Here is a 23,948-nt window from a genome sequence, read left to right on the forward strand (position 1 = left end):
CTCTCGCTTTTTTTACACGTGCAAAGTTACAAAAAGATATGCTTATATCAAATATATCTATTGTATTAATACAAATGCTTTAAAGGGTATAATAACTGATTATTAAGTACTTAGCGATTTATAAAAACCATATTTTATAAGTATAACATAATGTTATTAGACCTATTACCAAGTGTTTTTTAGCTAAAATCAAATACTTTTATGAATGAGATATTAAACTATCTTCACAGGTTAAATACTATATTTCTAAGAAAAACAATTGACAAGTAAGGATTATAGAAAAGGCTTACAAGAACGCTTCTAGTGGTATTTACTATAATAAAAGAGCATATTTAAAATGGCTAAAGAATATCGTCTCTATCTCTAAAGATACTTTTTTAAATGGAAAAATAGTCTAAAAGTTGCTTTAAAACAAACCAATCTTCTAATAAAATTAGATTATTTTTTATAACGTATGAGCGTTTACACGATGATTACCGATGGTTTACACTATAAGAAAGGGGCATATTTCATTCGACTAAGAGGCATTAAATTAACCGATGAAAAGGGACAAAAAGAATATCGCCACAACTCTTTTACATATAATAAGAGTTGTGGCGATTATCTAATTTATCAAATGTTAGATACGATTAAAGCCTCATCACCTGTTCATCAAACTTATCAGGACATAATGATTTAAGGCGCACACGCGAGCGATAAGCATAGACAGTAGCCTTAGAACAACGCAGGAACGAACAGATCAACTCGTTTTCCTTCACACCAAGACGTATGAGTGCAAAGATACGCAAGTCGGTTGATAGACGTCTTGATTGCTTCGGTATGATTTGCTCATCAGGCTTTAGTAAGGCATTAAAGTCTTCTACAAAGTTGGGGAAAAGCCCAAGGAACGTTTCATCAAAGGTAGCATAGAAGAACTCTAACTCTCGATCGACAAACTCTTGCGACTTGAGTGTTTCCATCAGTTCTGCACGTTTGCCAGCAGAGAAAAGTCGATAGATATGCTTGCGATAAGTGTCGAGTTTATCAATATACATTGAACATTGGTTAAGGAATCGAGTGATGTATTCGTCCTTAATATGGTTCGATTCCTTGAGTTGCTCATTGGTTGTTGAGAGGAGCTTACGTGTTTCTTTCAACTCTTTGAGGCGACGATTAATATAGAATATCATCACAATGAGGAATACAGACAACAGACTGATAAGTATCAATCCTATTGTTAACCAAAGTGTTCGAGAGGCGCTTTCCCGCTCGTGCGACTTCTGAATAACAGGCCAAACATCAGCCATTGCGATTGTACGTTGACGTGCATTACAGAAGACGGCATCGTCCAAAGCTCGCCCCATATAGGCGTAGGCGCGCTTGTTATCGCCCTCTTCAAAGAGAAGGGTAGCCAATTCCTGTAACGCAAGATACTCCTTAACGGAGTTGTGAATATCGGAGATTGCGGCTGCAATGAGGAACTTCTTTTGCTCATCAACCTCCTTCTGGCGTCTGTATATCTCTGCTAATGAGTAGGCAACAAAGCCCATCTGCCTGTCGTAAGGCTTTAACTTGGCATAAGCCTCAAGTAGAATCTGCTTCGCCTGTTCGTCTTGATGATGGTTAACAAACTTCTCCGCACGTGACCAAATATCCACTTTCTTGCTATGAGCGATGATAGAATCGTTGCAAACTTCAGCTAGTTGGGTGTATTGTTTGCGTTGCCATGGAGTTAATGCAGCATCGGCAAGGTTGTCATAGAGCGTCTTTCGTGTTGAAAAATAGTAAAAGGAAAGACTCGGCACAAGCTCATCTCGTTGAATAGATTCAACTAAGTCACTTGCATCCTTGAGCTGTCCACCTTTTATAAATAGGTAGGCAAGATTGAGTTTAGCGTCCCCTATATCTCTTTTATTGTTCATCTGCTTAGCCAGTTGTAGCTTCTTTTCAGCGTAGACAATGGCAGAGTCGACGGAATAAGAGATGTATAAGTTGAAGAGTTTATCGGTCAAGTCATATCTTTTCTGCTTTGTTTTGGCAGCATGAAATTGCTTTTTTACCTTCTCAATATTATGTTCAAACTGCTTATCATACTGTTCAGAAGCAGCAAGAACCTTATCAAGGTCATCTAGTGTAGGCGCATACAACTGTGCTTTCATAAGCGAGGTAACACATAAGAATGCACCTAAGATAAAGATTCTTCTCATTCTCATCACGATTAATTTGGGCTTAAAATCTCTCATTAATATATATACGTAGCATTCGAGTATTTAGTATGCTTGGGTTAAAAAAGTTTGCTTTTTTATGAGAATTAGTCTATCAGAAAGGGGAGAAAAAGGCAAGTCGCAACACTTATGTCAGCATGAAGTCAGTCCCAAGAAAACTGCATAAGTCATGCGACTTGCTATTATTTAGCTACACTTCAATGTGTATTCACCCTCCTTAAAGAGCCTTGATACTGATGGCAAAACCACCTCCGCGAGCCTCTTGTAACTTAAGAACATCCCCCTTCTTAACGTTACGCTTCGTGATAGTATACGCCTTTGGATTCTTCTCATAATCGGCATCCTTAGCATCAGCATAGATGGTTGCTTCATATTTGCGACCCTTGTCTAGGAAGTCTAACTTGATGTTGCTCGTATGAGCAGCAAGTCCCGTCTTACCTCCGATGAACCAGTTATTGGTGCCTTTAGCCTTTCTTGCAACTGTAATATAGCGTGCAGGTTCTGCCTCAAGATAACGACTATCGTCCCAGTCAACGGCTACATCCTTAATAAACTGGAACGCATCGTTGTACTTCTGATAGTTCTCTGGAAGGTCGGCAGCCATCTGCAATGGACTATACATGGTTAGGTAAAGAGCGAGCTGACCAACGAGTGTGGTGTGAACCCAGCTCTTGTTGCTGCACCAAGTAGACAGTTGAGTCTCTAAGATACCCGGAGTGTAATCCATAGGACCGCCTTGTAAGCGTGTGAAAGGCAATATAACAGTGTGGTTAGGGTCGCTTCCTCCGAACGCTTCGTACTCTGTTCCACGTGCAGACTCATTGCCCACCATGTTTGGATAAGTACGACAAAGACCTGTAGGACGCGTTGCCTCATGTGCATTCACCATGATATGGTGCTTTGCAGCCTCCTTAATTACATGCATATAGTGGTTGTTCATCGATTGAGAATAGTGATGGTCACCACGTGGAATGATGTCTCCGACATATCCAGTCTTTACTGCATCATAACCGTATTTATTCATCAGGTTGAGCGCATCTTCTAGGTGTCTCTCATAGTTAAGAGCACTTGAAGAGGTCTCATGGTGCATCATCAGCTTCACACCCTTCGAATGGGCGTACTCGTTAAGAGCCTTTATATCAAAGTCAGGATAGGGAGTTACGAAGTCAAACACATCTTGTTTCCAGTGTCCGAACCAGTCTTCCCAACCGATATTCCAGCCTTCTACCAACACTTGGTCCAATCCGTTCGCTGCAGCAAAGTCTATATACTTCTTCACGTTGGCTGTGTTTGCAGGGTGATGACCGTTTGGTTTGGCATGAGCATAGTCTGTTTGACCGAGCTTAACAGAGTTGAAATCATCGGTGTAAGCCCATGACTTACCACCAGCAATCATTTCCCACCATACACCGCAGTACTTAGTTGGATGAATCCAAGAGGTGTCTTCAATCTTACATGGTTCATTGAGATTGAGAATCAAGTTGCTTGCTAACATATCACGAGCATCATCGCTCACCATGACCGTACGCCAAGGTGTTGTGCAAGGTGTCTGCATGAAGCCTTTCAAACCAGTAGCATCTGGAGTCAACCAAGACTCAAACACCATGTTCTTATCATCCAAGTTAAGGTGCATCGTAGCGTAGTTCTCACATGCAGCCTCATGTATATTAATGTAGAGACCATCGTTTGACTTCATCTGTAAAGAGGTCTGAACGCCCGTTTCAGAGAACACTCCTACAGAAGAGTTACTCCAATTCACAGCATCATGGAAACGTGAGCGTATCTCAGAGAGCTTGCTCTCCTGCGTCTCTTGCTCTTGTGTGTCATAGTCTCCAGGGAGCCACCATGCAGTGTGATCACCAGCCATTGCGAACTGCGTATGTTCCTCTTTTATAACAAAGTAATTTAGTTCTTTCTGTTCTGGGAACTCATAACGCAAGCCCATTCCATCGTCATAAACACGGAAACGAATAATGATGTCACGCTTACTACTCGGTTGGTTAAGGTCTACCTCAAGCTCGTTATAATGGTTACGAATCGTTGAAGTCTCTCCCCAAACAGGTTTCCATGTCTCATCAAAGGTGGTTGTCTTTGTGTTAGTTGTCTGAAAACCATCCATCAAACTAGTCTCATCCATCCCCTTACTAGCATGCTTGTCCTTTGCTAGTTCTAGACCAAGATGAGACGGTTTAACAACTTCCTTACCTTTGTAAGTCATCTCATAAGTTGGCACACCATTTCCTGTAAGTGAGAACTTAACAGCAATCTTACCATTAGGAGACGTGACCGTCTGCGCAGAAGCAAGGTTTGCCATACCCATCAAAAGCCCCATAAGGGCAATATTGAATCTCTTCATTGTTTTGTTAAAAGTATTAATTGGATTTTAATTTTTAATTATCTTTACTTGCAAAGATAGCTAAAAAAGTGAATAAAAGGTTCTTTGAGTAGTTGATAAGTAGACAATTTCGACAAGTATTATCGTTTAAGACATTAGCAATCAAGCCTTTGCATTAACATAATAATTATATTAAGTAGATATCTCTTAATTGATAGTAATGTATTATCTTTGCAGTCAGAAGAGATTAAAAGATGCGCAAATTACTTTTATACATATCCTTACTAGCATTGCCAACAGGTCTCTTTGCTGACAATGACACACAACATTTACAAGAGCAGTTAGACCTTCTCTTGAGTCATCAAACAGCTCATATTAAAAGGAAAAATGAGACTATTAACCGAATAAAAAAAAGACTTCTCACAGAAGAAAAGACCTTAAAACGATTGCAGACATACGACTTGCTTTATCAAGAATACTATGTTTTCCAATTTGATTCAGCAATGACTTACCTCGACAAAGGCATTGACTTAGCAAAGGAAACAGCGAATACATATTATTATAACAGCAATGTCATTCATAAAGCAGAGCTTCTTTCTATCGGCGGATTATACAGTGAGGCTATAGAAACCATAAGTTTAGTGGATACAACAGCGCTGGATAGAACACAAAAGTTCGACTTTTACTTCTCTATCTTTCGTATTCACACCTATTGGGCAGACTTTTGTAATGACCAGAAATACGCTCCCATCCATCGTGAGAAGGCTAAGCAGGCATTGATTAAAGCAATGGATTATTGCGATGAAACCGCAAGAACTTACGAATACTACTATGGGGAATATTGCGTGTTTGTACTTAACGATCCCAAGAAAGCACGTTCTCATTATCTAAAAGCAGCTAGCCTCTTGCCCACTGATTCACGCTTTTATGCTATGGCATGCTTTGCCTTGTCAGGAAGCTACGCCAATGAAGGGCGAACGGATCAGCAAGAAAGGTTTCTTCTATTGTCCAGCATTGCTGATGCAGAGAACTGTACGATGGAGAATTACGCCTTACAAACGCTTGCCATGTACATCTTTGAGCATGATAAAAACCGAATTGATCGAGCACAGGAGTATATTCAAAAGTCACTTGAAGATGCTCGTTTCTATAACAACCGACTACGTATTATAGAGATATCTAATAAGTTACCAGTCATTGTCAACAGCTATCAACAGACATTAAACACGCGTAATCGAGTGCAGATGATTGCTATCATTGCCATCTCATTGCTCCTAATTTTCCTACTCGTAGCCATCACGTATATTGTAAAACAGACCAAACGACTGCGTTTACAACAGCGAGAATTACAAAAGAACAATGATAGTTTGTCGGAACTTAACACTCGACAGAAAGGCTTAAACACACAGTTACATAAGCTAAATGCCCTATTAATAGACACAAACCGCAAACGGGAAGGATTGGCAAAGCTATATATTGACCTTTGTGCAAAGTACATTACAAGACTAAAACAGCAACAGACGCTGGTAAAAAGGAAGATAAAAGCAAACCAAACAAGCGAACTCTTGAGTCAACTCTCATCTGGTCGACTGTCCGAAGAGGATGCTTCTACATTCCTCTCACGCTTTGACAAGGCGTTTCTAGACCTCTATCCAACATTCACAAAGGAGTTAAACGCATTACTAAAAGCGGATTGTCAGATAAAAAACACCCATTCCAACGAGCTAACAACAGACCAACGTATCATGGCTCTCATACGCCTTGGCGTAAAAGAGAGTGCCGAGATAGCTGATTTACTGTTCTATTCTCCACAGACAATATACAACTATCGCTCTGCACTTAAAGCCAAAGCCATCGATAAAACGAACTTTGAAGCAGAAGTATCAAAACTTTGTAGCGTCATTGGAAACGACTAATTAGAAACAACAAACAGGTTAACAACATTATTAATATTCACTTTAAAACAAAAAGTATGACAACAAAAGGTATTAAAACAATGGTTAGTTTGCTCGTTGCAGCTACCCTCATGAGTTCTTGTGTAGGTTCATTTGCCTTGTTCAACAAGCTTGCGCAGTGGAATAAACACGCCACTAAGTCAAAGTTCATCAATGAGATTATCTTCTTAGTAATATCTCCTGCATACGCATTCTGCGGTGCTGCGGATACGTTAGTACTCAACTCTATTGAGTTCTGGACCGGTGATAACCCTGTTGCCAATCGTGTTGGTAAGGTTCGAAACATCAAGGGTGACGATGGCTTAATGTACGCTGTTAAGTACTTGGAGAATGGTTATGAGATCACAAAACCCGATGGTCAGGTCTATTACTTCACGTACAATAAGCAAGAGAACACGTGGTATATGAATGCAGAAGGCAAAGAACAAAAGGTGATCCAGTTTAATGGTAATGGTTCTGTTAAGGCTTTCTTGAATAATGGTTTGACTGTTGATGTAACGCCAGATGCATCTGGTTTATTAGAAGTTCAGCAGGCTCAAGCTGGTACAACATACTTCATGGCAAGACGATAAGTCGATTGGCTAGGTTGTATCAACATACTATATCATAGCATCCAGTAGCCACTTTCCCCTCAAGGGATGGCTGGATGGTTTTTCAAGAGAGGCTCTCTTGATACTAAAGAAAGGCTCTTCTCCATGCAAGGAAACGCCCTTGTTAAATGGAGAAGACGCCTTTCTCTCTTTTTATATACGCATAGAACGGGGAATTAAAACCGACGATCTATCTTACAACAAACTTCTTTCCACCACGGATATAGATACCCGGTGCGAGCTGCGCATCCTTTGGCATACGTGCTCCTTGCAGGTTATAAACGTTTTTATCATCACTCTTGACAACATTAAGTGTTGATATTCCTGCTGTTGCATCATATACATATAGCATTGGAGAAAGATTCCCAGAGCTTGCTGGTTTATATGCTCCAAACGACTTATATTGCGTTGAGTACTGTACGACGTGACCATCAGAACTTGTGATAACAAATGTTCCGTCGGCATTTGGAGTGACTGTCCATATAGTTGCCTTATCGGTTGAGTTGACTACATTAAAGTTCTTGTACTTGCCATCCTGATAGAAGTAACGCCCCTTAGTGTCCTTGATGTAGTAACCACCCGCAGCCTGTTCTAATGTAAAGAATAGGTTTTCATCGGAAGTAAAGATAATCTCTTTCTTAGTTGTTACTACTGATCCATTTAGATAACCGTAGCTCTTTTTACCCTGAACGGTCTGACCGGCAAAGAGGTTCTCACCTACCTTTACAACAAGAAGGAACTGTGTATTAACAGCGGGAACTGCCGTAGCTTTCACAAAAGTCTTATTCTCTTTAGGAGTTACTTGATCGTCTTCTCCACCCCCAGGAGTACCTGGCTCTTCACTTGGATTAGTTGGTGTGACGATTGCACCAGTATAACGTGCATCGTCAGAAGCCGTCGTTATAGATAGATCGGGGTTGAAAGCAACATCCACACTATCACCCCAAACATATTCAGCGAGGTTTGGATAATCGATAAAGAGGTTACGATTATTCTGTATCTTGGCTGCTGCATTGTTGCGATCAATCTCTTGTTGGTCTACACGATCTTGCTTGCTCCACTTGAGGTAGAGCTTATAAGCCCACTCCCTAAGCGTTGGCCAGCTGTTATTCTCAAGGCTTTGCAGTCCCGTCTTCACCCATTTTAGGTGCTGATAAGTGGTCGCCATGTACAGATAACTGCGTGCGAACTCACCTTTGAAATGGTTGCCTGGCTCCCACATCTTGATGAGTTGTCCATCTGCATAGCCTGTTCCAACCTTATCATAGCCTTCTCCAGCAGGCTTAGTAACCTTTACAACTACACCCATCGGGTAGTTGCTCTTATCGCTGTTAGCCTTTGCATCAGATGGATAGAGGTTATAAAGGTCGCACCAAGCATCATTCTTCTCTTTTCCCCACCAGCTCTTTGGGAACGAGTGTTCGATGTTCATGTCTGCAATAGCTACTCCGCTGTGGTCGACGAAGTAGAACTTCTTGTCGCTATAACGGTTGTAACATTCATTGTTTTTAGGGTCACGATCGGTGTACCAAAAGCCCCACCATGTACCATTGTTACCACTGCCATACTTCAAGACAGCCTTTTTGTCCATCAGAGTGTGCAGTGCATTCTTTAGTTGCTCCTTCTTTAGTCCTTTTAAAGAAGCGGCATACTGTTTAAGACTTTGGCGATCGATGGCATTCGCCGACATAGAGATTCCTATCAATGTCGTGGCGACGACCATTTTTAATAACCTGTTCATAGTTCTTATTGGTTTATTTTGATGAATAATGATAATTACTTTTTTACAAGGAGATCATCGTTGTTTATCACTCACACCTTCGCACATAAGAGTAAGAGATGATTGTTATTTGCATCGGTAGTAGCGAAGAGATAATCTGTTCCTCCTTCTTTTATCTTGAGTTTCTTACGCAAGTCTGCAACGCTCATAGGGAAGTTGCGCACGGCAAGATTAGCTTTCTTGATAGCTGATAAGGTGCGACGTAACTCCTTCTTATTAAATGATGAGACGGCTACAAGGCGGAAACTGCGACCTGGGAAGTGCTCTATAAGACTATTGGAGACAAATAAATGAGAATTTGCACTTAGTGCAGAAACCTCATAACGACGACTGATTAGGGCAAAACAACCTGCTTTCATCAGTGAAGCATTAGGCTCATAGAGATATTGACCAGCTGTAGGCGCGGTTGAAAGAATGCTCGGTAAGATGCCTGCTGTCTCTTCTTCATAATAGGAAACGACCTCACCATCATTCACACAAACGACACGGAGTGGAGAATCTAAGGCTATTGTTGCACCAGTCATAGCCTTTACTTGTCGCATAACTATCAGCAACTCCTTACATTCATTGCGCACAGAGAGGATGTGAACCTCACGTATAACGTTGCCAATAACGTTTAGTTCGTTTACAGCTCGGTGTCAATCAAGCATTGGCGAGAGCTTCAGAACAATGGTGTCTGCCTTCTCTAGGAGTTCCTTCTCTAGTGTCAATACGTCAGGAGAACAGTCTTCTATCAGTACAGTCTTACCTCCTTGCTCATTACGACGTGCTGGATCGAGGAAGATAACATTGACAGGTTGCATTTGATGGAGGTATTCCGTGCCATCTGTATTGACCACTTCTACCTGACTCAAACCTAACACCTTGAAGTTATGTTGTGCCACTTTGCATAGCTGTTCTTGCTGTTCTACGTAGGTGGCATGGGTGAAGTTGCGTGCAATAAACGAGAAGTCGACACCGAAACCACCCGTGAGATCAACAAAGCGAGTGGGTGAAGAAGTTGCATGAGAGCCACTCAGTTCCTCTAATAAGTTAGCTTTATACAATGCAGTCTGCTCGCTTGAGCACTGCTCCATAGATAGATGTGGCGGATAGATAATATCCTCTTGTGCAGCCCATGAGGGCAACTTGGTGTGCGCCTTCAGCCATCCTGTGAGCTGATTAAGCAAGAAGGGCATATCAATGTCAGGATAGTTATGCGCTTGAAGAGCTAAGAGTCTCACGCCAGTACCATCTCCGAGTGGAGAGGGAAGTGGTATGTTGTGTTTATCGAGGGCTTCTCGCACGTATTTAGGCAGTGGAAACTCTCCTTGTTGTAGCGTATTCCTTTGCTGTTTTACCATCTCTTTTTGTTCTTACTTATACACCTTTCCCTTTCCATCTAACAATAGCCAATGATACTATCTACTCCCCTCTCCATTCGGAGAGGGGGCGGGGGTGAGGCTTGTTGGGGCTTTTGTTGAGGCTTCTCTACCTAACCACTCTCAAGTTACTCTTCGCCCATTCCCTTGTACAAAGGTTGAAGTGCCACCATTCAGTGCGCAGTGGCATGAAGCCAGCAGCGGTCATAACCTCTCGAAGTAACCGTCGGTTGGCAAGTGCCTCACGTGAGATAACGCCCCGAGCAAGTAATCCTTGTTCCTTATCTATATGACTTGCAGCCCCCATGTAATCAACTTTCGCACCCATAGGGATTGTGTCTATGTGGCAACGCACAGCTCCCGCACGCCATGTGGCATCGTTCCATGAAGCCTTACAAATACTGATATCCACTGCCATTCCATAGTTGTGCATACCGCCACCATGCGCTGGGTTAGACACATAGAAGTATTTGGATGTGTTCTTCACGGCATCCCACATTGTCTGCTGAACGCTCATTGGGCGTGTAGCATCAAATATACATAAACTCAAGTCAGGTCTGCGACGCTTCAATTCTGCTTGTGCTTTACGCAGAGCCTCTGCACAACGAGGGAGGACATAAGCATCACGAAGGTCGTGATAGAGCTGTCGGTTACAGAAGTTATCGGTGCGTGCATACATTAAAGCGACCTTTATTGAGGGTACAACGTGCTTAATATTCACCAACCCTTGCCTCTCCATCGATTGACCAGCAGCCAAGCGACGATCCGTAGCAGGCTTCTGTGCATATATAGAAGTGGTGGAAAGGAATAGTGCTAGTAGTGCGTAATAGATTTGCTTCATTCTGTTCTTTTCTTTTATAAACCATTGATAAGAATAAAAACAAGGGCAGGTTCTATGCTTTCTTACAACCATGACTGATTGAAGGAATACATAGAACTTGCCCTGTTGTTATTTCTATCACTGTGGAAATAGCGTTTATATCTTATTTCAAAGCAGCTTTCTTTTGTTTTACATAGTCACCGAATACACGGTCGAGTTCAGCTCTTTGCTCAGAGTCGAGTGTATCATTGGCTTGAATAAGTCCACGATAATAACTCTTGATTGCCTTCGATAACTTTGCTTTATCGGCTGAGTTCTTATCAAAGATGTTATCCAAATCGTGATAGAGAGCGGGCTTCATTGTGTTGAGGAAAGCGAGTTTCCCTGTCATTGGAGCCGCATTATGGGTGCTATCGTTGGTCTGCTCGTTAGGAGTAGTGACCTTTACGCTATCTTCAGGAGCTGTCTCCTCATCCGACTTAAAGACAGATGAGACATCTATCTTGCCCATTTGATTGAGCAAAGCACCACCATAATTATATGTCAGAATGCCCAGAACAATCACAAGCACCGCAATCACAGCCACCATAACGGTGCCTTTACCTATTGTAGGCATGGTGAATGACGACCCTTCATGATTGAGATCGGCTAGGAACTCATCGATGTTTGCATAACGATCACTGCGCTTGAAGGCACAACAACGCTTAATCACATCACTATAAGCAAGCGTTAGCCCCATCACTTTCATTATCGTTCCGAGCGAATAGATATCAGCTGTTCCGTCGGCAGTCATGGTTTCGTCTTTCAGTTCTGGCGCCATGAAGCGGGTTGTGTCAGCGGTTGCTTTAACGTCATCAAGCGACAAAACACTGAAATCAATCAACTTCACGTAATTGCCTTGAGCGGTGATAAGAATATTAGAAGGCTTGAGGTTGCGATGAGCGATACCCTGGTTATGAGCATATCGGAGCGCATCTGCTATCTGATTTACAATAGCTATCTTCTCATCGTCAGTGTGTTGTTCTTTAAGATAAGCCTGCAATGTGTGACCTTCTACAAACTCCTCCTCTATACAAAGCCCATAGCCGTCAACTTCCACAAGTCCTTGATAACGCACAATACCCGTGTGGTTCAATCGTTGACATTGTTTGAACTCACGCTTCAAGGCATTTCTTAGTAGGGTTCGCTTGCTATTCTCTTCCTTTAAACCTTTGAGGATGACGGTCTGCTCGCCCTTACGACATTTCACAATTAGGCTATATCCGTGTGAAGGAATAACCTCGTAATCTGTGTAACTGGCTTTCAAAGGAGCCTCAGCTGTCAATGAAGACTGGTTGGATGTATTGTTCTTATCTGTCATGAATATCTATCGCACTTAAATAACTTAATATGTATCTCTGTGCGCAAAATTAGCAAAAAAAATTGATATAGGGCATAGTTACAGGCTTTTAAGCATAAATAGATGTTAAGCTGGTAAGCATCAGTAGCAATATTGGACATCATCAGACAGAACCCAACGGCTTATTTTGTATCCAATCATTACCAGCTCTTCTCATTAGCAAGATATACTCTGATGTGCCTTTTGCGATACTAGATGAAATACTTACCTTTGCGCTGCAATTAGGTAGCAAATAATTAACAGAATTATAATTAAGCAATGGAAAAGAAAGTAATCATCCTCACTGGAGCAAGTAGTGGTATAGGTTATCAGACGGCAGAGATGCTTGCGAAGCAAGGACATATAGTATATGGTGCAGCACGAAGAGTTGAGAAGATGGATGCACTAAAGCAGTTCGGTGTGAAGACATTGCAGATGGATGTAACCATAGAAGAGAATGTTAATAAAGCTGTTGATACTGTTATCGCAGCTGAAGGGCGCATTGATGTATTGGTCAATAATGCTGGCTATGGCTCGTTTGGTGCCATTGAGGATGTTAGTATAGCGGAGGCACGCAATCAATTCGACGTTAATATCTTTGGTGTTGCTATGTTAACAAAGAAGGTATTACCCCACATGCGCAAGCAACATAGCGGTACAATCATCAACATCAGTTCGATGGGCGGGCGTCTGACTATCTATTTCGGTGCATGGTATCATGCGACTAAGTATGCCCTTGAAGCATTCAGCGACGCTTTGAGAATGGAGACGAAAGGATTCGGAATCAACGTTGCAATCATCGAACCGGGTGGTATCAAGACGCCTTGGGGCTTCATTGCTGCCGACCACTTAGAGGAGAGCTCAAAGGGAGGAGCATACGAGGAACAGGCGAAGAAGGTGGCTGAAGGGATGCGAAAGCTGTATAGTGGCAACATGATGAGCAGCCCAGAAGTAATTGCAAAGGCTATCAGTCGTGCCACAAATGCACGTCGTCCGAAGGCACGATACCTCATTGGTTTTGGTGCGAAACCCCTCGTCCTCTTGCATACAATATTACCAACTCGCTGGTTCGATTTCATCATGATGCACGCAAGTTAAGCAGGAGTAAAGGTCATCATAAATACTATATAAACCACGTTATGGCCTTATCTCACCCAGTATCACACGTATGATACTGGATTATCATATACGTGATAATCGATTATCACATACGTGACAATTGATTATACAATGCGTGACAATTCATTGTACAATAACGTTACAATTCATTGTACAGCATTGTTACAATTCATTATACAGCATTGTTACAACTCATTGTACAGCGCATTACAACTCATTGACAATGCGTCATCTGATGGTTTCAGTGCTGTTTCAATCCTATTATATAACGAAAGAGGATATGTCCAGGAAGCCCCGACATATCCTCTTAATTATGTTTGCGTTAGTGATTTACTAACGACTACCTCGAATTAATCAGCAAACTTTGCCTTGATGAATTCACGATTCAAACGAGCGATATTAGCAATCTTCTCGTTCTTAGGACATACTGCCTCGCAAGCACGAGTGTTGGTACAGTTACCGAAACCAACCTCATCCATCTTAGCTACCATAGCCTTTGCACGCTTTGCAGCCTCAGGCTTACCCTGTGGCAAGAGAGCCAACTGACTAACCTTAGATGATACGAAGAGCATTGCAGAACCATTCTTACATGCAGCAACACAAGCACCACAACCGATACATGTTGCGCAGTCCATTGCCTCATCAGCATTGTCCTTAGAGATAAGAATAGCGTTTGCATCCTGTGCCTGACCTGTGCGGATTGTGGTGTAACCACCAGCCTGAATAATCTTATCGAAGGCTGTGCGGTCTACCATACAGTCCTTGATAACAGGGAAACCAGCCGAACGCCATGGCTCAACAGTGATTACATCACCATCGTTGAAACGGCGCATGTAGAGCTGACAAGTTGTTGCACCACGCTCTGTCTTACCATGTGGAGTACCATTTATATATAGTGAGCACATACCGCAGATACCCTCGCGGCAGTCGTGATCGAAGACGAATGGTTCATCACCAGCCTCTATCAACTCCTCGTTAAGGATGTCGAGCATCTCAAGGAAAGAGGTGTCATCTGGGATATTCTTCATCTCATGTGTATCGAAATGACCCTGATCTTGTGGGCCGTTCTGCTTCCAATACTTAATTGTGAATGATATATTCTTTGCCATTTTAGTTCTTGTAATTACGTGTTTGTACCTTGATTGCCTCATACTCGAGAGGTTCCTTGATGAGTTCTGGGGTCTTGGTGTCATCACCCTGATACTCCCAACAGCCAACATAGAAGAAGTTCTCGTCGTCACGCTTAGCCTCACCTTCCTCTGTCTGGTGCTCCTCACGGAAGTGACCACCACAACTCTCCTCACGATGCAATGCATCATAAGCTACGAGTTCACCCATGAGAATGAAGTCACGGAGGTGAATTGCCTTATCAAGCTCAACGTTCAAGCCTTCCTTCTTACCAGGGATAAAGAGGTTAGAGTTGAACTCCTCACGGAGAGCCTTCAACTGCTTGAGACCTTCCTCGAGTCCTTCTTTGGTACGACCCATACCTACATACTCCCACATAATATGACCCAACTCCTTGTGGATAGAGTCAACTGAACGCTTACCATGGATACTCATCAAGCGATCAATCTCTGCATTGACAGCCTTCTCAGCCTCTTCAAACTCAGGACGATCGGTTGGAACCTTTGCCCAGAGTGCCTGATCAGCAAGATAGTTCTGAATAGTATATGGCAATACAAAGTAACCATCAGCAAGACCCTGCATCAAAGCAGAAGCACCAAGGCGGTTAGCTCCGTGGTCAGAGAAGTTACACTCACCAATAGAGAACAGACCAGGAACGGTTGTCATCAGCTCGTAGTCAACCCAGATACCACCCATTGTGTAGTGGATAGCAGGGAAGATCATCATTGGATTATAGTACTTCACACCATTAATCTCATTTGCCAACTCACCTGGGTTGACGTCTGTAATCTCCTCATACATATCGAAGAGGTTACCATAACGCTGAAGAATTGTATCAATACCGAGGCGGTTGATAGACTCAGAGAAGTCCAAGAATACAGCCAAACCAGTGTTGTTTACACCGAAGCCCTTATCGCAACGCTCCTTAGCAGCACGTGATGCAACGTCACGAGGTACGAGGTTACCGAAGGCAGGGTAGCGACGCTCCAAGTAGTAGTCGCGATCTTCCTCTGGAATATCAGAGCCCTTCTTTGTACCAGCCTGCAATGCCTTAGCATCTTCGAGCTTCTTAGGAACCCAGATACGACCATCATTACGCAGAGACTCTGACATCAATGTCAACTTTGACTGCTTGTCGCCATGTACAGGAATACAGGTTGGGTGAATCTGAACGTAAGATGGATTAGCCATGTAAGCACCCTTACGATAGCACTGAACAGCGGCTGTACAGTTACAACCCATAGCGTTGGTTGAAAGGAAGTAAGTGTTACCATAGCCACCAGTTGCTATAACAACTGCGTTTGCAGTGAAGCGCTCTAGCTTACCAGTTACGAGGTTCTTAGCAATGATACCACGTGCATGACCATCAACGATAACGACATCCTCCATCTCATAACGTGTATAGAGCTTTACCTTACCAGCCTGAATCTGTGCGCTTAATGATGAGTAAGCGCCAAGCAACAACTGCTGACCTGTCTGTCCCTTAGCATAGAAGGTACGGCTTACCTGAGCACCACCAAAGGAACGGTTAGCCAACATACCGCCATACTCACGAGCGAATGGCACGCCCTGAGCAACGCACTGGTCGATGATGTCGTTAGACACTTCTGCCAAACGATAAACGTTAGCTTCACGTGCACGATAGTCACCACCTTTCACAGTATCATAGAACAAACGGTAAACAGAGTCACCATCATTCTGATAGTTCTTAGCAGCATTGATACCACCTTGTGCAGCGATTGAGTGTGCACGACGTGGTGAGTCTTGGATGCAGAAGTTATATACGTTGAAGCCCATCTCACCGAGAGAAGCAGCTGCACTGGCACCAGCCAGACCGGTACCAACAACGATAACATCCAGTTTCAGTTTATTCTTTGGGTTAACCAAACGCTGATGTGCCTTGTAGTTAGTCCACTTCTCGGCTACAGGACCTGCTGGTATTTTGGAATCTAATATCTTTGTCATGATTGTTTTGAATTTAGTTTTCAATTTAGATACTTAACTATGCAAGGCTAGGTGCACATCCGAAAGCGAATGCGAGTACTACAATAAGGAAGCACAACATCAATAATGTCACATAGACAAGACCGATTGCCTTCCAGCGATTGAACCATACTTTACCATTGACACCTACTGTTTGCATAGCACTCCAGAAGCCGTGTGAGAGGTGGAACCACAATGCGCAAATCCAGATAACATACAATACTACGTAGATAGGATTGGCAAATGTGTCCTGAATGAACGCAAAGCCATCAGCTGGGTGATGTGCTACTGTCATGCCAACAAGCTCTGCAAACATCATGTTATACCAGAAGTTGAACAAGTGGAGAGCGATACCAAGCAAGATGATGATACCCAATACGAGCATGTTCTGGCTTGCCCACTCCACCTTTGCAGGCTTTTCTGTGACTGCATAACGGTTGTCGCCACGTGCACGGCGGTTCTGTGCTGTAAGGATGAATGCGTAAACAATGTGACAAACAGCCAACGCGCCAAGACCTACTGTTGCAACAACTGCATACCAGTTAGCACCTAATAGCTCACAAATCATATTGTAGGCACTACCAGAGAAGAGCGCTACAAGATTCATACAGCAGTGGAACGTCATGAATAGAATAAGGGCTATACCCGTCACGGACATAATCACCTTTCTACCAATAGATGAATTGATTAACCACATAAATGTTTTGATTTTAAATATTTAAACTGTTAGAATTATTACTTCTAATGGTTATTAGGCAGAAAGATAATAATTAACTCCCACCTCAATGCTATCTTTCACCCTCAGAGATACCAAAAAGTTGGTATGCTACTGGGGCTATTTTGCTGCAAAAGTACTATATTTTAATGATTTAACAAAGCTATTTCATCAAAATATATAGTATTTAGACTTAAAATAAGGAAACGCTATCTATCCTAATAAATGAGGATAGATTAAAAACGAGAAAAAGCTCTTCTCAGAGCTAACTTTTCGCTGTTTTTATTCCTTTCAACCATTCCTTCTTTCCGACAAAATACTTTGATTATTTTATAACAACCATCTGCTATCTAAGAGATGAACCTTAGCTATCTCCTTAACAACAACAATCTATCTTGCAAAGAAGCCTTCTTTAATACGGAAAATAAACTAAAAACTAAGAATTAAGAGACTAAAAACGAACTAAATTTAGATTATTTTTCCTACCAAGCATTCGTAACCTCCTATTGAACAGGGTGCTTTTAGCCTTTTAAAAAGTGCTCTTCTCCTATTTTGGAGGCTCACTCTTCCCCTCTTTCCGTTGCATACTTTGCTTGATGGAATCGTTCCTCTGATCCAATAGCGTTTGTCTATAAGCCTTTAAAATAGGGTCTTCATGGTCTTCAACTCCATCCATCTTCTTGAAAATCTTACGTAGTTGCTCCACGTGCTGTTTGTCTCTTCGGTATCTCCTATCGAGCATTAAACCTATATCAAACTCGCTTCTCTTACACTTCGGACGCTTTTCTAAGATGTCACGTTTCGGCATTTTCTCCAGCAAGGCACGCCCATCTGTAGTTTGCCGACCCGTCACGATAACCTCATCCAAGTAATGTTCTGCAGGATAAAGAAAGACAGTATCACGTAGAATTTCGGCTCTAAACAATTTTTCGGGAACGTATCCTTTCTTGCTGAAAGAGGCTGTTTGGAACGTATCGGGTAGGTTGATTAGTCCTTGCCAAGTGGTCATTCCGAGGTTACGACCATCCACTTTAACCAGCACATCACGTATGGGAAAGTGTGTAGCAGCATCACAAACCAACGTCTTCTGGGCATGTGCTACCATGGAAGATACCGACAATAACCACAGCAATAAAGCCATGACACGAATGTTATCATAGCTCCTTTCCATGTGAGGAACCTGTATCGCCGAGTATAACCTATCCATAGCTGTTATTCGTTAATAGTCTGTTTAGATGTGAGAAGTACCTCATCTTCTCTGTTGCAAATCTATATAAAAGTTTCCATTTGTGCTTTCCTTTGTTGATAATTTTTGGTTAATTACAAAGGATACTAACATTATTTAAAGTAAAGATAAGTGTTTTTGAGAATGTTATAAATCCTATCTTACGAATAAAAAGACTCGTTTGTCTGCAAGTCCCAATCGGTTTCAGACAAACGAGTCGTGTGTTATTTCGACCAATAAAGTACGTTCTTTATCGTGCTCTCATTGCGTTGAGAACAGCCAGAACCATTACACCAACATCTGCAAAGACGGCTAATCCCATACTTGCAAAGCCACAGGTGGCAAGGAACAAGACTGCCACTTTAATGCTAATAGCGAACCATGCGTTCTCTTTCGCTATGAAGATGGTGCGGCGGGAGAGCCTGATTGCAAGCGAGATTTTCGATGGTTTGTCATCCATGAGGATAACATCTGCGGCTTCAATAGCGGCATCGCTGCCCAAAGCACCCATCGCTATCCCCACGTCGGCACGCGCTAGTACAGGTGCATCGTTGATTCCGTCACCCACAAAAGCAAGTGTTCCGTTCTCATTCTTATCTCTCAACAGCTGTTCAACACGTGCTACCTTATCAACTGGGAGTAGCTCGGCATGATAATCCGTTACGCCTGTTTCTGCAGCTACTTGGCGTGCGGCATCTTCCTTATCACCTGTTAGCATGACCGTGCGGGTCACTCCTAAGGTCTTTAAAGAGCTGATTGCCTCACGTGCGTCAGCCTTAAGTTTATCAGAGATAAGGATGTGTCCGGCATAAACACCATTGATGGCAACATGCACAATAGTACCTACATGATTCTTACAACGGCTACATACGGGGATTGAGAGTCCTAATGTTTTCATCATTTTGTCGTTACCAACGCTGACAACTCGCCCATTGACCATTGCAGAAACGCCTTGTCCAGCCGTTTCATGCACATCTTCTATACTACAATTATCAGCCTCATGGGGGTAAGCCTGTCGTAAGGCGATGGCAATGGGATGGTTTGAATAACGTTCTACATGCGCTGCCAAATGTAGTAACTCCTGTTCCGAACAATTATCTGGATGCACTGCCTCCACCTCAAAAGTACCGTATGTCAATGTTCCAGTCTTATCAAATACGATGGTCTGAAGCCTTGCCAAGGCATCCATATAGTTGCCTCCTTTGATAAGAATACCCTTATGTGAGGCGCCACCGATACCTGCGAAGAAGGTTAATGGGATGGAAATCACCAGTGCGCAAGGGCAACTAACAACCAAGAAGGTTAATGCTCTGTATAGCCAAGTAGCAAAGGCTGGGGCATAACTATCGTAGAAGAAAGGTGGAATAAGTGCCAGTGCAAGGGCTGAAATGACCACGATTGGCGTATAGACACGGGCAAAACGGCGGATAAATGACTCACTTCTCGACTTGTTATTACCTGCGTCTTCCACCAACTGGATAATCTTTGCAGCTGTAGACTGGCTGTAAGACTTGTCGACACGGAGCCTCAGAACGCCCGAGAGATTGACACATCCAGAGATAACAGCGTCTCCTTCTTGCACATCTCGTGGTAGACTCTCACCCGTAAGGGCTACAGTATTAAGACTGGAAGTGCCTTCAAGGATCGTACCATCAAGTGGAATCTTCTCTCCCGGCTTAACTATTACGATGTCACCAACGCTTACCTCTTCTGGACTAACCGCCTCAATGCGCCCGTTCCGTTCGATGTTTGCAGTGTCAGGACGTATGTCCATCAATTCAGTTATCGAATCTCTAGCCTTGTCCTCGGCGTAGTCTTCAAACAACTCACCCAACTGGAAGAAGAGCATAACAAACACTGCTTCAACGAACTGAGGCTCTGCTCCTGGCAAGAAACCAATGAGTAAGGCTCCTATTGTTGCCAATGCCATCAGGAAGTCTTCGTCAAATGGATCCAAATCCATGATTCCTTCCACTGCTTCTGACAATACATCGTAACCAATGAGGAGGTAAGGAATGAGATAAACAAGCAGTACCTGCCACATAGCAAGTCCTGCATAATGCTCCACGAGCCACGCTCCTGCAAGCAGGATAGCGGTGAGAATGATGCGTAATAACTTCTTATTCATAGCTAAAAATATGTTACTTGATTAATATTCTGCCGCAAAGTTAAGCATAAACTTTCGCAACCCAGTTGCAAAGATGCCACTTCTTTTTATAGAAATAGGCGTTTTCTCTTTCACTTTTTTGTTACCTTTGCAGGCATGAAGATAGGTTCGATTGATTTAGGAGAGCGTCCTTTATTCCTTGCACCGATGGAAGATGTGACCGACATAGGCTTTCGGAAGATGTGTAAGAGATATGGGGCAGCAATGGTATATACCGAGTTTGTGTCGGCAGATGCAATCATTAGGAGTATCAAGTCGACGCTTTCTAAGATGGTGATAGACGATAGTGAGCGTCCTGTAGGCATACAGATCTATGGTAGGGACGTTGCTTCTATGGTTGAAGCAGCCAAGATTGTGGAGCAAGTAAAGCCTGACGTGATAGATATCAACTTTGGTTGTCCAGTGAAGAAGGTGGCAAACAAGGGGGCAGGATCGGGTATGTTGAAGAATATCCCACTGCTGTTAGAGATCACAAGAGAGGTTGTTAAGGCTGTAAATGTACCTGTTACAGTGAAGACAAGACTAGGTTGGGACACCGAACACCTCATCATTACCGACCTAGCAGAGCAACTGCAAGACTGCGGCATACAAGCATTAACGATTCACGGGCGCACTCGTTCGCAGATGTACACTGGTCAGGCGGACTGGACACTCATAGGAGAAGTGAAGAAGAACACACGTATTAAGATTCCAATCATTGGTAACGGGGATGTGACGAATCGCTTAGAAGCAAGCGAGAAGTTCGATACTTACGGCGTAGATGCCGTTATGATTGGTCGAGCAACATTCGGTTGCCCATGGATCTTCAGCCCAAAAGCAGATGAGATAAGCCTCGATGAGAAGATAGATGTACTAGAGGAAATGCTCAAGATCAATGTTGAACGCATTGATGAATATCGTGGTATCTTGCATACAAGACGCCACCTTGCGGCTTCACCGATATTTAAAGGCATTCCAGACTTCAAACAGATACGTATCTCCATGCTACGTGCTACGAAGGTGGACGAACTCTTGTCAATTCTTGAAGACTGTCGGGAGCGTTTGAGAGAATAGGTTAGCTTTATTGCTGATAAAGGTAAATTAAAAAGGGATTAAACGTTAGCTTTATACGTTCAATCCCTTTTCTTTTGCGCCAGATACGGCTTATATATGTTCTTGCTTTAATACTTCTCCATCCAAGTTATAGGCTGTGAAGACACCATGCTCGTATGTCATAAACGTTGGAACATTGCCTCCTTTAGGGAAGGTAATCGAGCCCAAGTTGCAGACCAGAGCATCCTCTTGATGTGTTAACTCCCACAGATGCGTGTGTCCATATACAATGGCATCAATGTTACCTACGGGCATCTTCTCCTTATTATATATGTGTCCGTGGGTGAGGAAGAGCCGTTTTCCTTCATCAACGAGCATGATATAGTCTGCCATCAAGGGGAACTTCAGGAGCATTTGGTCAACTTCTGCATCGCAATTACCCCTTACTGCGATTATATCTTGCGCTCTTTTATTCAATACTTCAACGATCCCTTTGGCATTAATACCCTCTGGAATAGAGTTACGCGGACCATAGTTTAGGATGTCACCAAGGATACATAACATATCACACTGCTCTCGATCATAGAATTGCAACACCTTCTCTAGGGTCGGCAAACAGCCGTGGATGTCTGATACAAATAGATATTTCATGTTCTTTCTGTTGTTTGTTTCTAAGGCAAAGGTACTGCAATTCATTCAGAAAATATCGTTCCTTACGATTTAGTTCACCATCTTCTGCATTTTTCAAGATTATTGTTTATATTTGCAACAACAACTATCTATTACTACTACTATGGATGTGAAGGATGTATTCGAACTACGCCGACAGGGGCGAACAGAGGATGCTTATGCTGCAATCTTACCTTTGTATGCTGCTCACAAGGGGCATTATACAACGATAGCCATGTTTTGGGTGGGTGTAGATATGATGCGTTTGCGGTATCAACAACGCCGTTTAGAGGAGGCATATAAGATATTTAAGAGTCTAATGAGGCTTTACCCCACTATGAAAGACACTGATTTAAAGGGACAGAGTGCAATGATGAGGGCTGCAATACAGGTCTTCGAGCACAACAATAGTTTCTCCATACTCGACTTCATAACGCATTGGAACATCACACGACTTACTGACGATGATTGGAAGGGAACGCAGCATGAAGGCTTTGTGACGCCCTCCACGGGGATGAGGATTGTAGGGAAAGTGTTCAAGGAAGTAGCTGCTAATCCTACTGTCGACATGGCTTTACGGGCTGCCCCCATCCTTGCTGAAGCGTTGAAACATAGTCCTTATAACCGAGATAACCAACGTTACAAAGCCATCATCTACCAGATTATGGGCAAGAAGGACAAAGCCATCAATGTTTATCGGCATTTGATAAGTAGGTCAAAGAAGTCAAATGAGTTCCAAGAGTTGGCTAATCTCATTGAGGATGAGCGTTATAAGATAGCCTTATTATGCAAGGCTATCACATTACAGAGGGATGAGAAGTTTCGACAGCGCCTGCGTTTCACGCTTGCCGAATTGTTGTTTAGACAGGATAAAGCCCGTGCACGTTACGAACTAGACAAGTGCCTTGAAGCAAGGCGACAGGCTGGTTACACCATCACATGGGCTATGCAGAATCTTGCAGCTAGTTTGTCAGAAGTTAATCCAGTATCTGATGCAGCTGAAAAAGCCTTTTATCGGGAGCAAGAGATTGTGGTGAAAGAATTAATCTTGTAGAGATTTTGCTTCTCCAAACACCGCCCATTATACCCCTTCTAGCCCTCTTCAAAGGGAAGAATAACTAATAGAAATCGGACAGGAAAGGACTCTTTTATTCTTTGCTGACACCTTTTTATCACGTAAAACACGGATTATACAGACTAATCTAGATACTTGGAAAATCTAAAGAAACAAGAGGAGACATAGGAGGTGAAACTCTTTAGTAATGCAAGATTCATTATCTAACACTCAAAATAACAATTCATTCTGCAGAAGATAGCCGTTTACACGATTGAGGAATGTCCTTTTCTTGTCAGAAATAATCGCATTGATGAATGGGAAGTAAGCATGTTCAAAACAAGATAAAACGCCCTTGAGTTACATAGGCAATACTTGTTTATATTTGAAAGAACGATTAATTACATCAAAAACTAATCTAAAAACATATAAT

Annotated in this window: 17 protein-coding genes and 1 pseudogene; 6 read left to right on the forward strand and 12 right to left on the reverse strand. The window is 42.7% G+C overall.

Annotation, left to right across the window (positions count from 1 at the left end; genetic code table 11):
* Positions 1 to 629 precede the first annotated feature (629 nt).
* Together F0475_RS00795 and F0475_RS00800 are read right to left on the reverse strand one after the other, a co-directional pair.
* A complete protein-coding gene (locus F0475_RS00795) occupies positions 630 to 2,186 on the reverse strand; it encodes a DUF6377 domain-containing protein (RefSeq protein ID WP_234422923.1) in 1,557 nt (518 codons plus the stop codon).
* Positions 2,187 to 2,421: 235 nt separating this feature from the next.
* Entirely contained in the window at positions 2,422 to 4,560 is a 2,139-nt protein-coding gene (locus tag F0475_RS00800) for a glycoside hydrolase family 97 protein (protein WP_155714979.1), read from the reverse strand.
* Positions 4,561 to 4,793: 233 nt separating this feature from the next.
* Here F0475_RS00800 and F0475_RS00805 point away from each other — a divergent pair, with 233 nt between their 5' ends.
* Both F0475_RS00805 and F0475_RS00810 read left to right on the forward strand, forming a co-directional pair.
* Positions 4,794 to 6,455 carry a DUF6377 domain-containing protein gene (locus tag F0475_RS00805; RefSeq protein WP_155714980.1) on the forward strand — a complete coding sequence of 554 codons (1,662 nt, stop codon included), beginning with the start codon at positions 4,794 to 4,796 and terminating at the stop codon, positions 6,453 to 6,455.
* 56 nt (positions 6,456 to 6,511) lie between these two features.
* Positions 6,512 to 7,066 (forward strand): DUF3332 domain-containing protein, encoded by a 555-nt coding sequence (locus tag F0475_RS00810; protein WP_009435403.1) that lies wholly within the window; start codon positions 6,512 to 6,514, stop codon positions 7,064 to 7,066.
* Between the two features lie 208 nt (positions 7,067 to 7,274).
* Here the strand turns inward: F0475_RS00810 and F0475_RS00815 are convergent, their stop codons facing one another.
* The 4 genes and pseudogenes from F0475_RS00815 to F0475_RS00830 all read right to left on the reverse strand — a co-directional run bounded on the left by F0475_RS00815 (position 7,275) and on the right by F0475_RS00830 (position 12,405).
* Complete coding sequence (locus F0475_RS00815; RefSeq protein WP_155714981.1) at positions 7,275 to 8,825, reverse strand: endonuclease I family protein; 1,551 nt, start codon at positions 8,823 to 8,825, stop codon at positions 7,275 to 7,277.
* Between the two features lie 71 nt (positions 8,826 to 8,896).
* Positions 8,897 to 10,207 (reverse strand): annotated as a pseudogene (locus F0475_RS00820) (THUMP-like domain-containing protein).
* A gap of 127 nt (positions 10,208 to 10,334) precedes the next feature.
* A complete protein-coding gene (locus F0475_RS00825; RefSeq protein ID WP_009435532.1) occupies positions 10,335 to 11,066 on the reverse strand; it encodes a M15 family metallopeptidase in 732 nt (243 codons plus the stop codon).
* A 142-nt stretch (positions 11,067 to 11,208) separates the two neighbouring features.
* Positions 11,209 to 12,405 carry a serine/threonine-protein kinase gene (locus tag F0475_RS00830; RefSeq protein ID WP_155714982.1) on the reverse strand — a complete coding sequence of 399 codons (1,197 nt, stop codon included), beginning with the start codon at positions 12,403 to 12,405 and terminating at the stop codon, positions 11,209 to 11,211.
* 297 nt (positions 12,406 to 12,702) lie between these two features.
* On the opposite strand from F0475_RS00830, the gene F0475_RS00835 reads away from it, so the two are divergent.
* Together F0475_RS00835 and F0475_RS00840 are read left to right on the forward strand one after the other, a co-directional pair.
* Positions 12,703 to 13,521 carry an oxidoreductase gene (locus F0475_RS00835; protein ID WP_155714983.1) on the forward strand — a complete coding sequence of 273 codons (819 nt, stop codon included), beginning with the start codon at positions 12,703 to 12,705 and terminating at the stop codon, positions 13,519 to 13,521.
* Positions 13,522 to 13,635: 114 nt separating this feature from the next.
* Positions 13,636 to 13,896, forward strand: coding sequence for a hypothetical protein (locus tag F0475_RS00840; protein WP_199879761.1), 261 nt, complete (start codon positions 13,636 to 13,638; stop codon positions 13,894 to 13,896).
* On the opposite strand, the gene F0475_RS00845 is transcribed toward F0475_RS00840, so the two are convergent.
* From F0475_RS00845 to F0475_RS00865, 5 genes are all read right to left on the reverse strand, one after another.
* A complete protein-coding gene (locus F0475_RS00845; RefSeq protein ID WP_009435456.1) occupies positions 13,893 to 14,651 on the reverse strand; it encodes a succinate dehydrogenase/fumarate reductase iron-sulfur subunit in 759 nt (252 codons plus the stop codon). The genes F0475_RS00840 and F0475_RS00845 overlap by 4 nt on opposite strands.
* Before the next feature lies 1 nt (position 14,652).
* Positions 14,653 to 16,635: a fumarate reductase/succinate dehydrogenase flavoprotein subunit gene (locus F0475_RS00850; protein WP_155714985.1), complete on the reverse strand. Its 1,983-nt coding sequence runs from the start codon at positions 16,633 to 16,635 to the stop codon at positions 14,653 to 14,655.
* Positions 16,636 to 16,672: 37 nt separating this feature from the next.
* Entirely contained in the window at positions 16,673 to 17,350 is a 678-nt protein-coding gene (locus F0475_RS00855; protein ID WP_009435440.1) for a succinate dehydrogenase/fumarate reductase cytochrome b subunit, read from the reverse strand.
* A 565-nt stretch (positions 17,351 to 17,915) separates the two neighbouring features.
* A complete protein-coding gene (locus F0475_RS00860) occupies positions 17,916 to 18,575 on the reverse strand; it encodes a hypothetical protein (protein ID WP_234422924.1) in 660 nt (219 codons plus the stop codon).
* Between the two features lie 268 nt (positions 18,576 to 18,843).
* A complete protein-coding gene (locus tag F0475_RS00865; protein WP_155714986.1) occupies positions 18,844 to 20,721 on the reverse strand; it encodes a heavy metal translocating P-type ATPase in 1,878 nt (625 codons plus the stop codon).
* A gap of 135 nt (positions 20,722 to 20,856) precedes the next feature.
* On the opposite strand from F0475_RS00865, the gene dusB reads away from it, so the two are divergent.
* Positions 20,857 to 21,813: a tRNA dihydrouridine synthase DusB gene (dusB, locus tag F0475_RS00870; protein WP_155714987.1), complete on the forward strand. Its 957-nt coding sequence runs from the start codon at positions 20,857 to 20,859 to the stop codon at positions 21,811 to 21,813.
* Positions 21,814 to 21,903: 90 nt separating this feature from the next.
* On the opposite strand, the gene yfcE is transcribed toward dusB, so the two are convergent.
* Positions 21,904 to 22,443 carry a phosphodiesterase gene (yfcE, locus tag F0475_RS00875; protein ID WP_036895586.1) on the reverse strand — a complete coding sequence of 180 codons (540 nt, stop codon included), beginning with the start codon at positions 22,441 to 22,443 and terminating at the stop codon, positions 21,904 to 21,906.
* A gap of 142 nt (positions 22,444 to 22,585) precedes the next feature.
* Between yfcE and F0475_RS00880 the strand changes: the two genes are divergently transcribed.
* Positions 22,586 to 23,515, forward strand: a complete 930-nt coding sequence (locus F0475_RS00880) for a tetratricopeptide repeat protein (RefSeq protein ID WP_009435485.1) — start codon at positions 22,586 to 22,588, stop codon at positions 23,513 to 23,515.
* The last annotated feature ends 433 nt before the right edge of the window (positions 23,516 to 23,948 follow it).

This window comes from Prevotella vespertina (assembly GCF_009728485.1).
In the GTDB taxonomy this organism is placed as follows: domain Bacteria; phylum Bacteroidota; class Bacteroidia; order Bacteroidales; family Bacteroidaceae; genus Prevotella; species Prevotella vespertina.

Excerpts from the sequence above, each read along its gene's own strand:
- F0475_RS00880 (WP_009435485.1), top strand. The coding sequence starts at position 22,586 with ATGGATGTGAAGGATGTATTCGAACTACGCCGACAGGGGCGAACAGAG.
- F0475_RS00800 (WP_155714979.1), bottom strand. The coding sequence starts at position 4,560 with ATGAAGAGATTCAATATTGCCCTTATGGGGCTTTTGATGGGTATGGCA.
- F0475_RS00815 (WP_155714981.1), bottom strand. The coding sequence starts at position 8,825 with ATGAACAGGTTATTAAAAATGGTCGTCGCCACGACATTGATAGGAATC.
- F0475_RS00810 (WP_009435403.1), top strand. The coding sequence starts at position 6,512 with ATGACAACAAAAGGTATTAAAACAATGGTTAGTTTGCTCGTTGCAGCT.
- F0475_RS00855 (WP_009435440.1), bottom strand. The coding sequence starts at position 17,350 with ATGTGGTTAATCAATTCATCTATTGGTAGAAAGGTGATTATGTCCGTG.
- F0475_RS00835 (WP_155714983.1), top strand. The coding sequence starts at position 12,703 with ATGGAAAAGAAAGTAATCATCCTCACTGGAGCAAGTAGTGGTATAGGT.
- F0475_RS00860 (WP_234422924.1), bottom strand. The coding sequence starts at position 18,575 with ATGGATAGGTTATACTCGGCGATACAGGTTCCTCACATGGAAAGGAGC.
- yfcE (WP_036895586.1), bottom strand. The coding sequence starts at position 22,443 with ATGAAATATCTATTTGTATCAGACATCCACGGCTGTTTGCCGACCCTA.
- F0475_RS00850 (WP_155714985.1), bottom strand. The coding sequence starts at position 16,635 with ATGACAAAGATATTAGATTCCAAAATACCAGCAGGTCCTGTAGCCGAG.
- F0475_RS00865 (WP_155714986.1), bottom strand. The coding sequence starts at position 20,721 with ATGAATAAGAAGTTATTACGCATCATTCTCACCGCTATCCTGCTTGCA.
- F0475_RS00830 (WP_155714982.1), bottom strand. The coding sequence starts at position 12,405 with ATGACAGATAAGAACAATACATCCAACCAGTCTTCATTGACAGCTGAG.
- F0475_RS00825 (WP_009435532.1), bottom strand. The coding sequence starts at position 11,066 with ATGAAGCAAATCTATTACGCACTACTAGCACTATTCCTTTCCACCACT.
- F0475_RS00795 (WP_234422923.1), bottom strand. The coding sequence starts at position 2,186 with ATGAGAAGAATCTTTATCTTAGGTGCATTCTTATGTGTTACCTCGCTT.
- F0475_RS00845 (WP_009435456.1), bottom strand. The coding sequence starts at position 14,651 with ATGGCAAAGAATATATCATTCACAATTAAGTATTGGAAGCAGAACGGC.
- dusB (WP_155714987.1), top strand. The coding sequence starts at position 20,857 with ATGAAGATAGGTTCGATTGATTTAGGAGAGCGTCCTTTATTCCTTGCA.
- F0475_RS00805 (WP_155714980.1), top strand. The coding sequence starts at position 4,794 with ATGCGCAAATTACTTTTATACATATCCTTACTAGCATTGCCAACAGGT.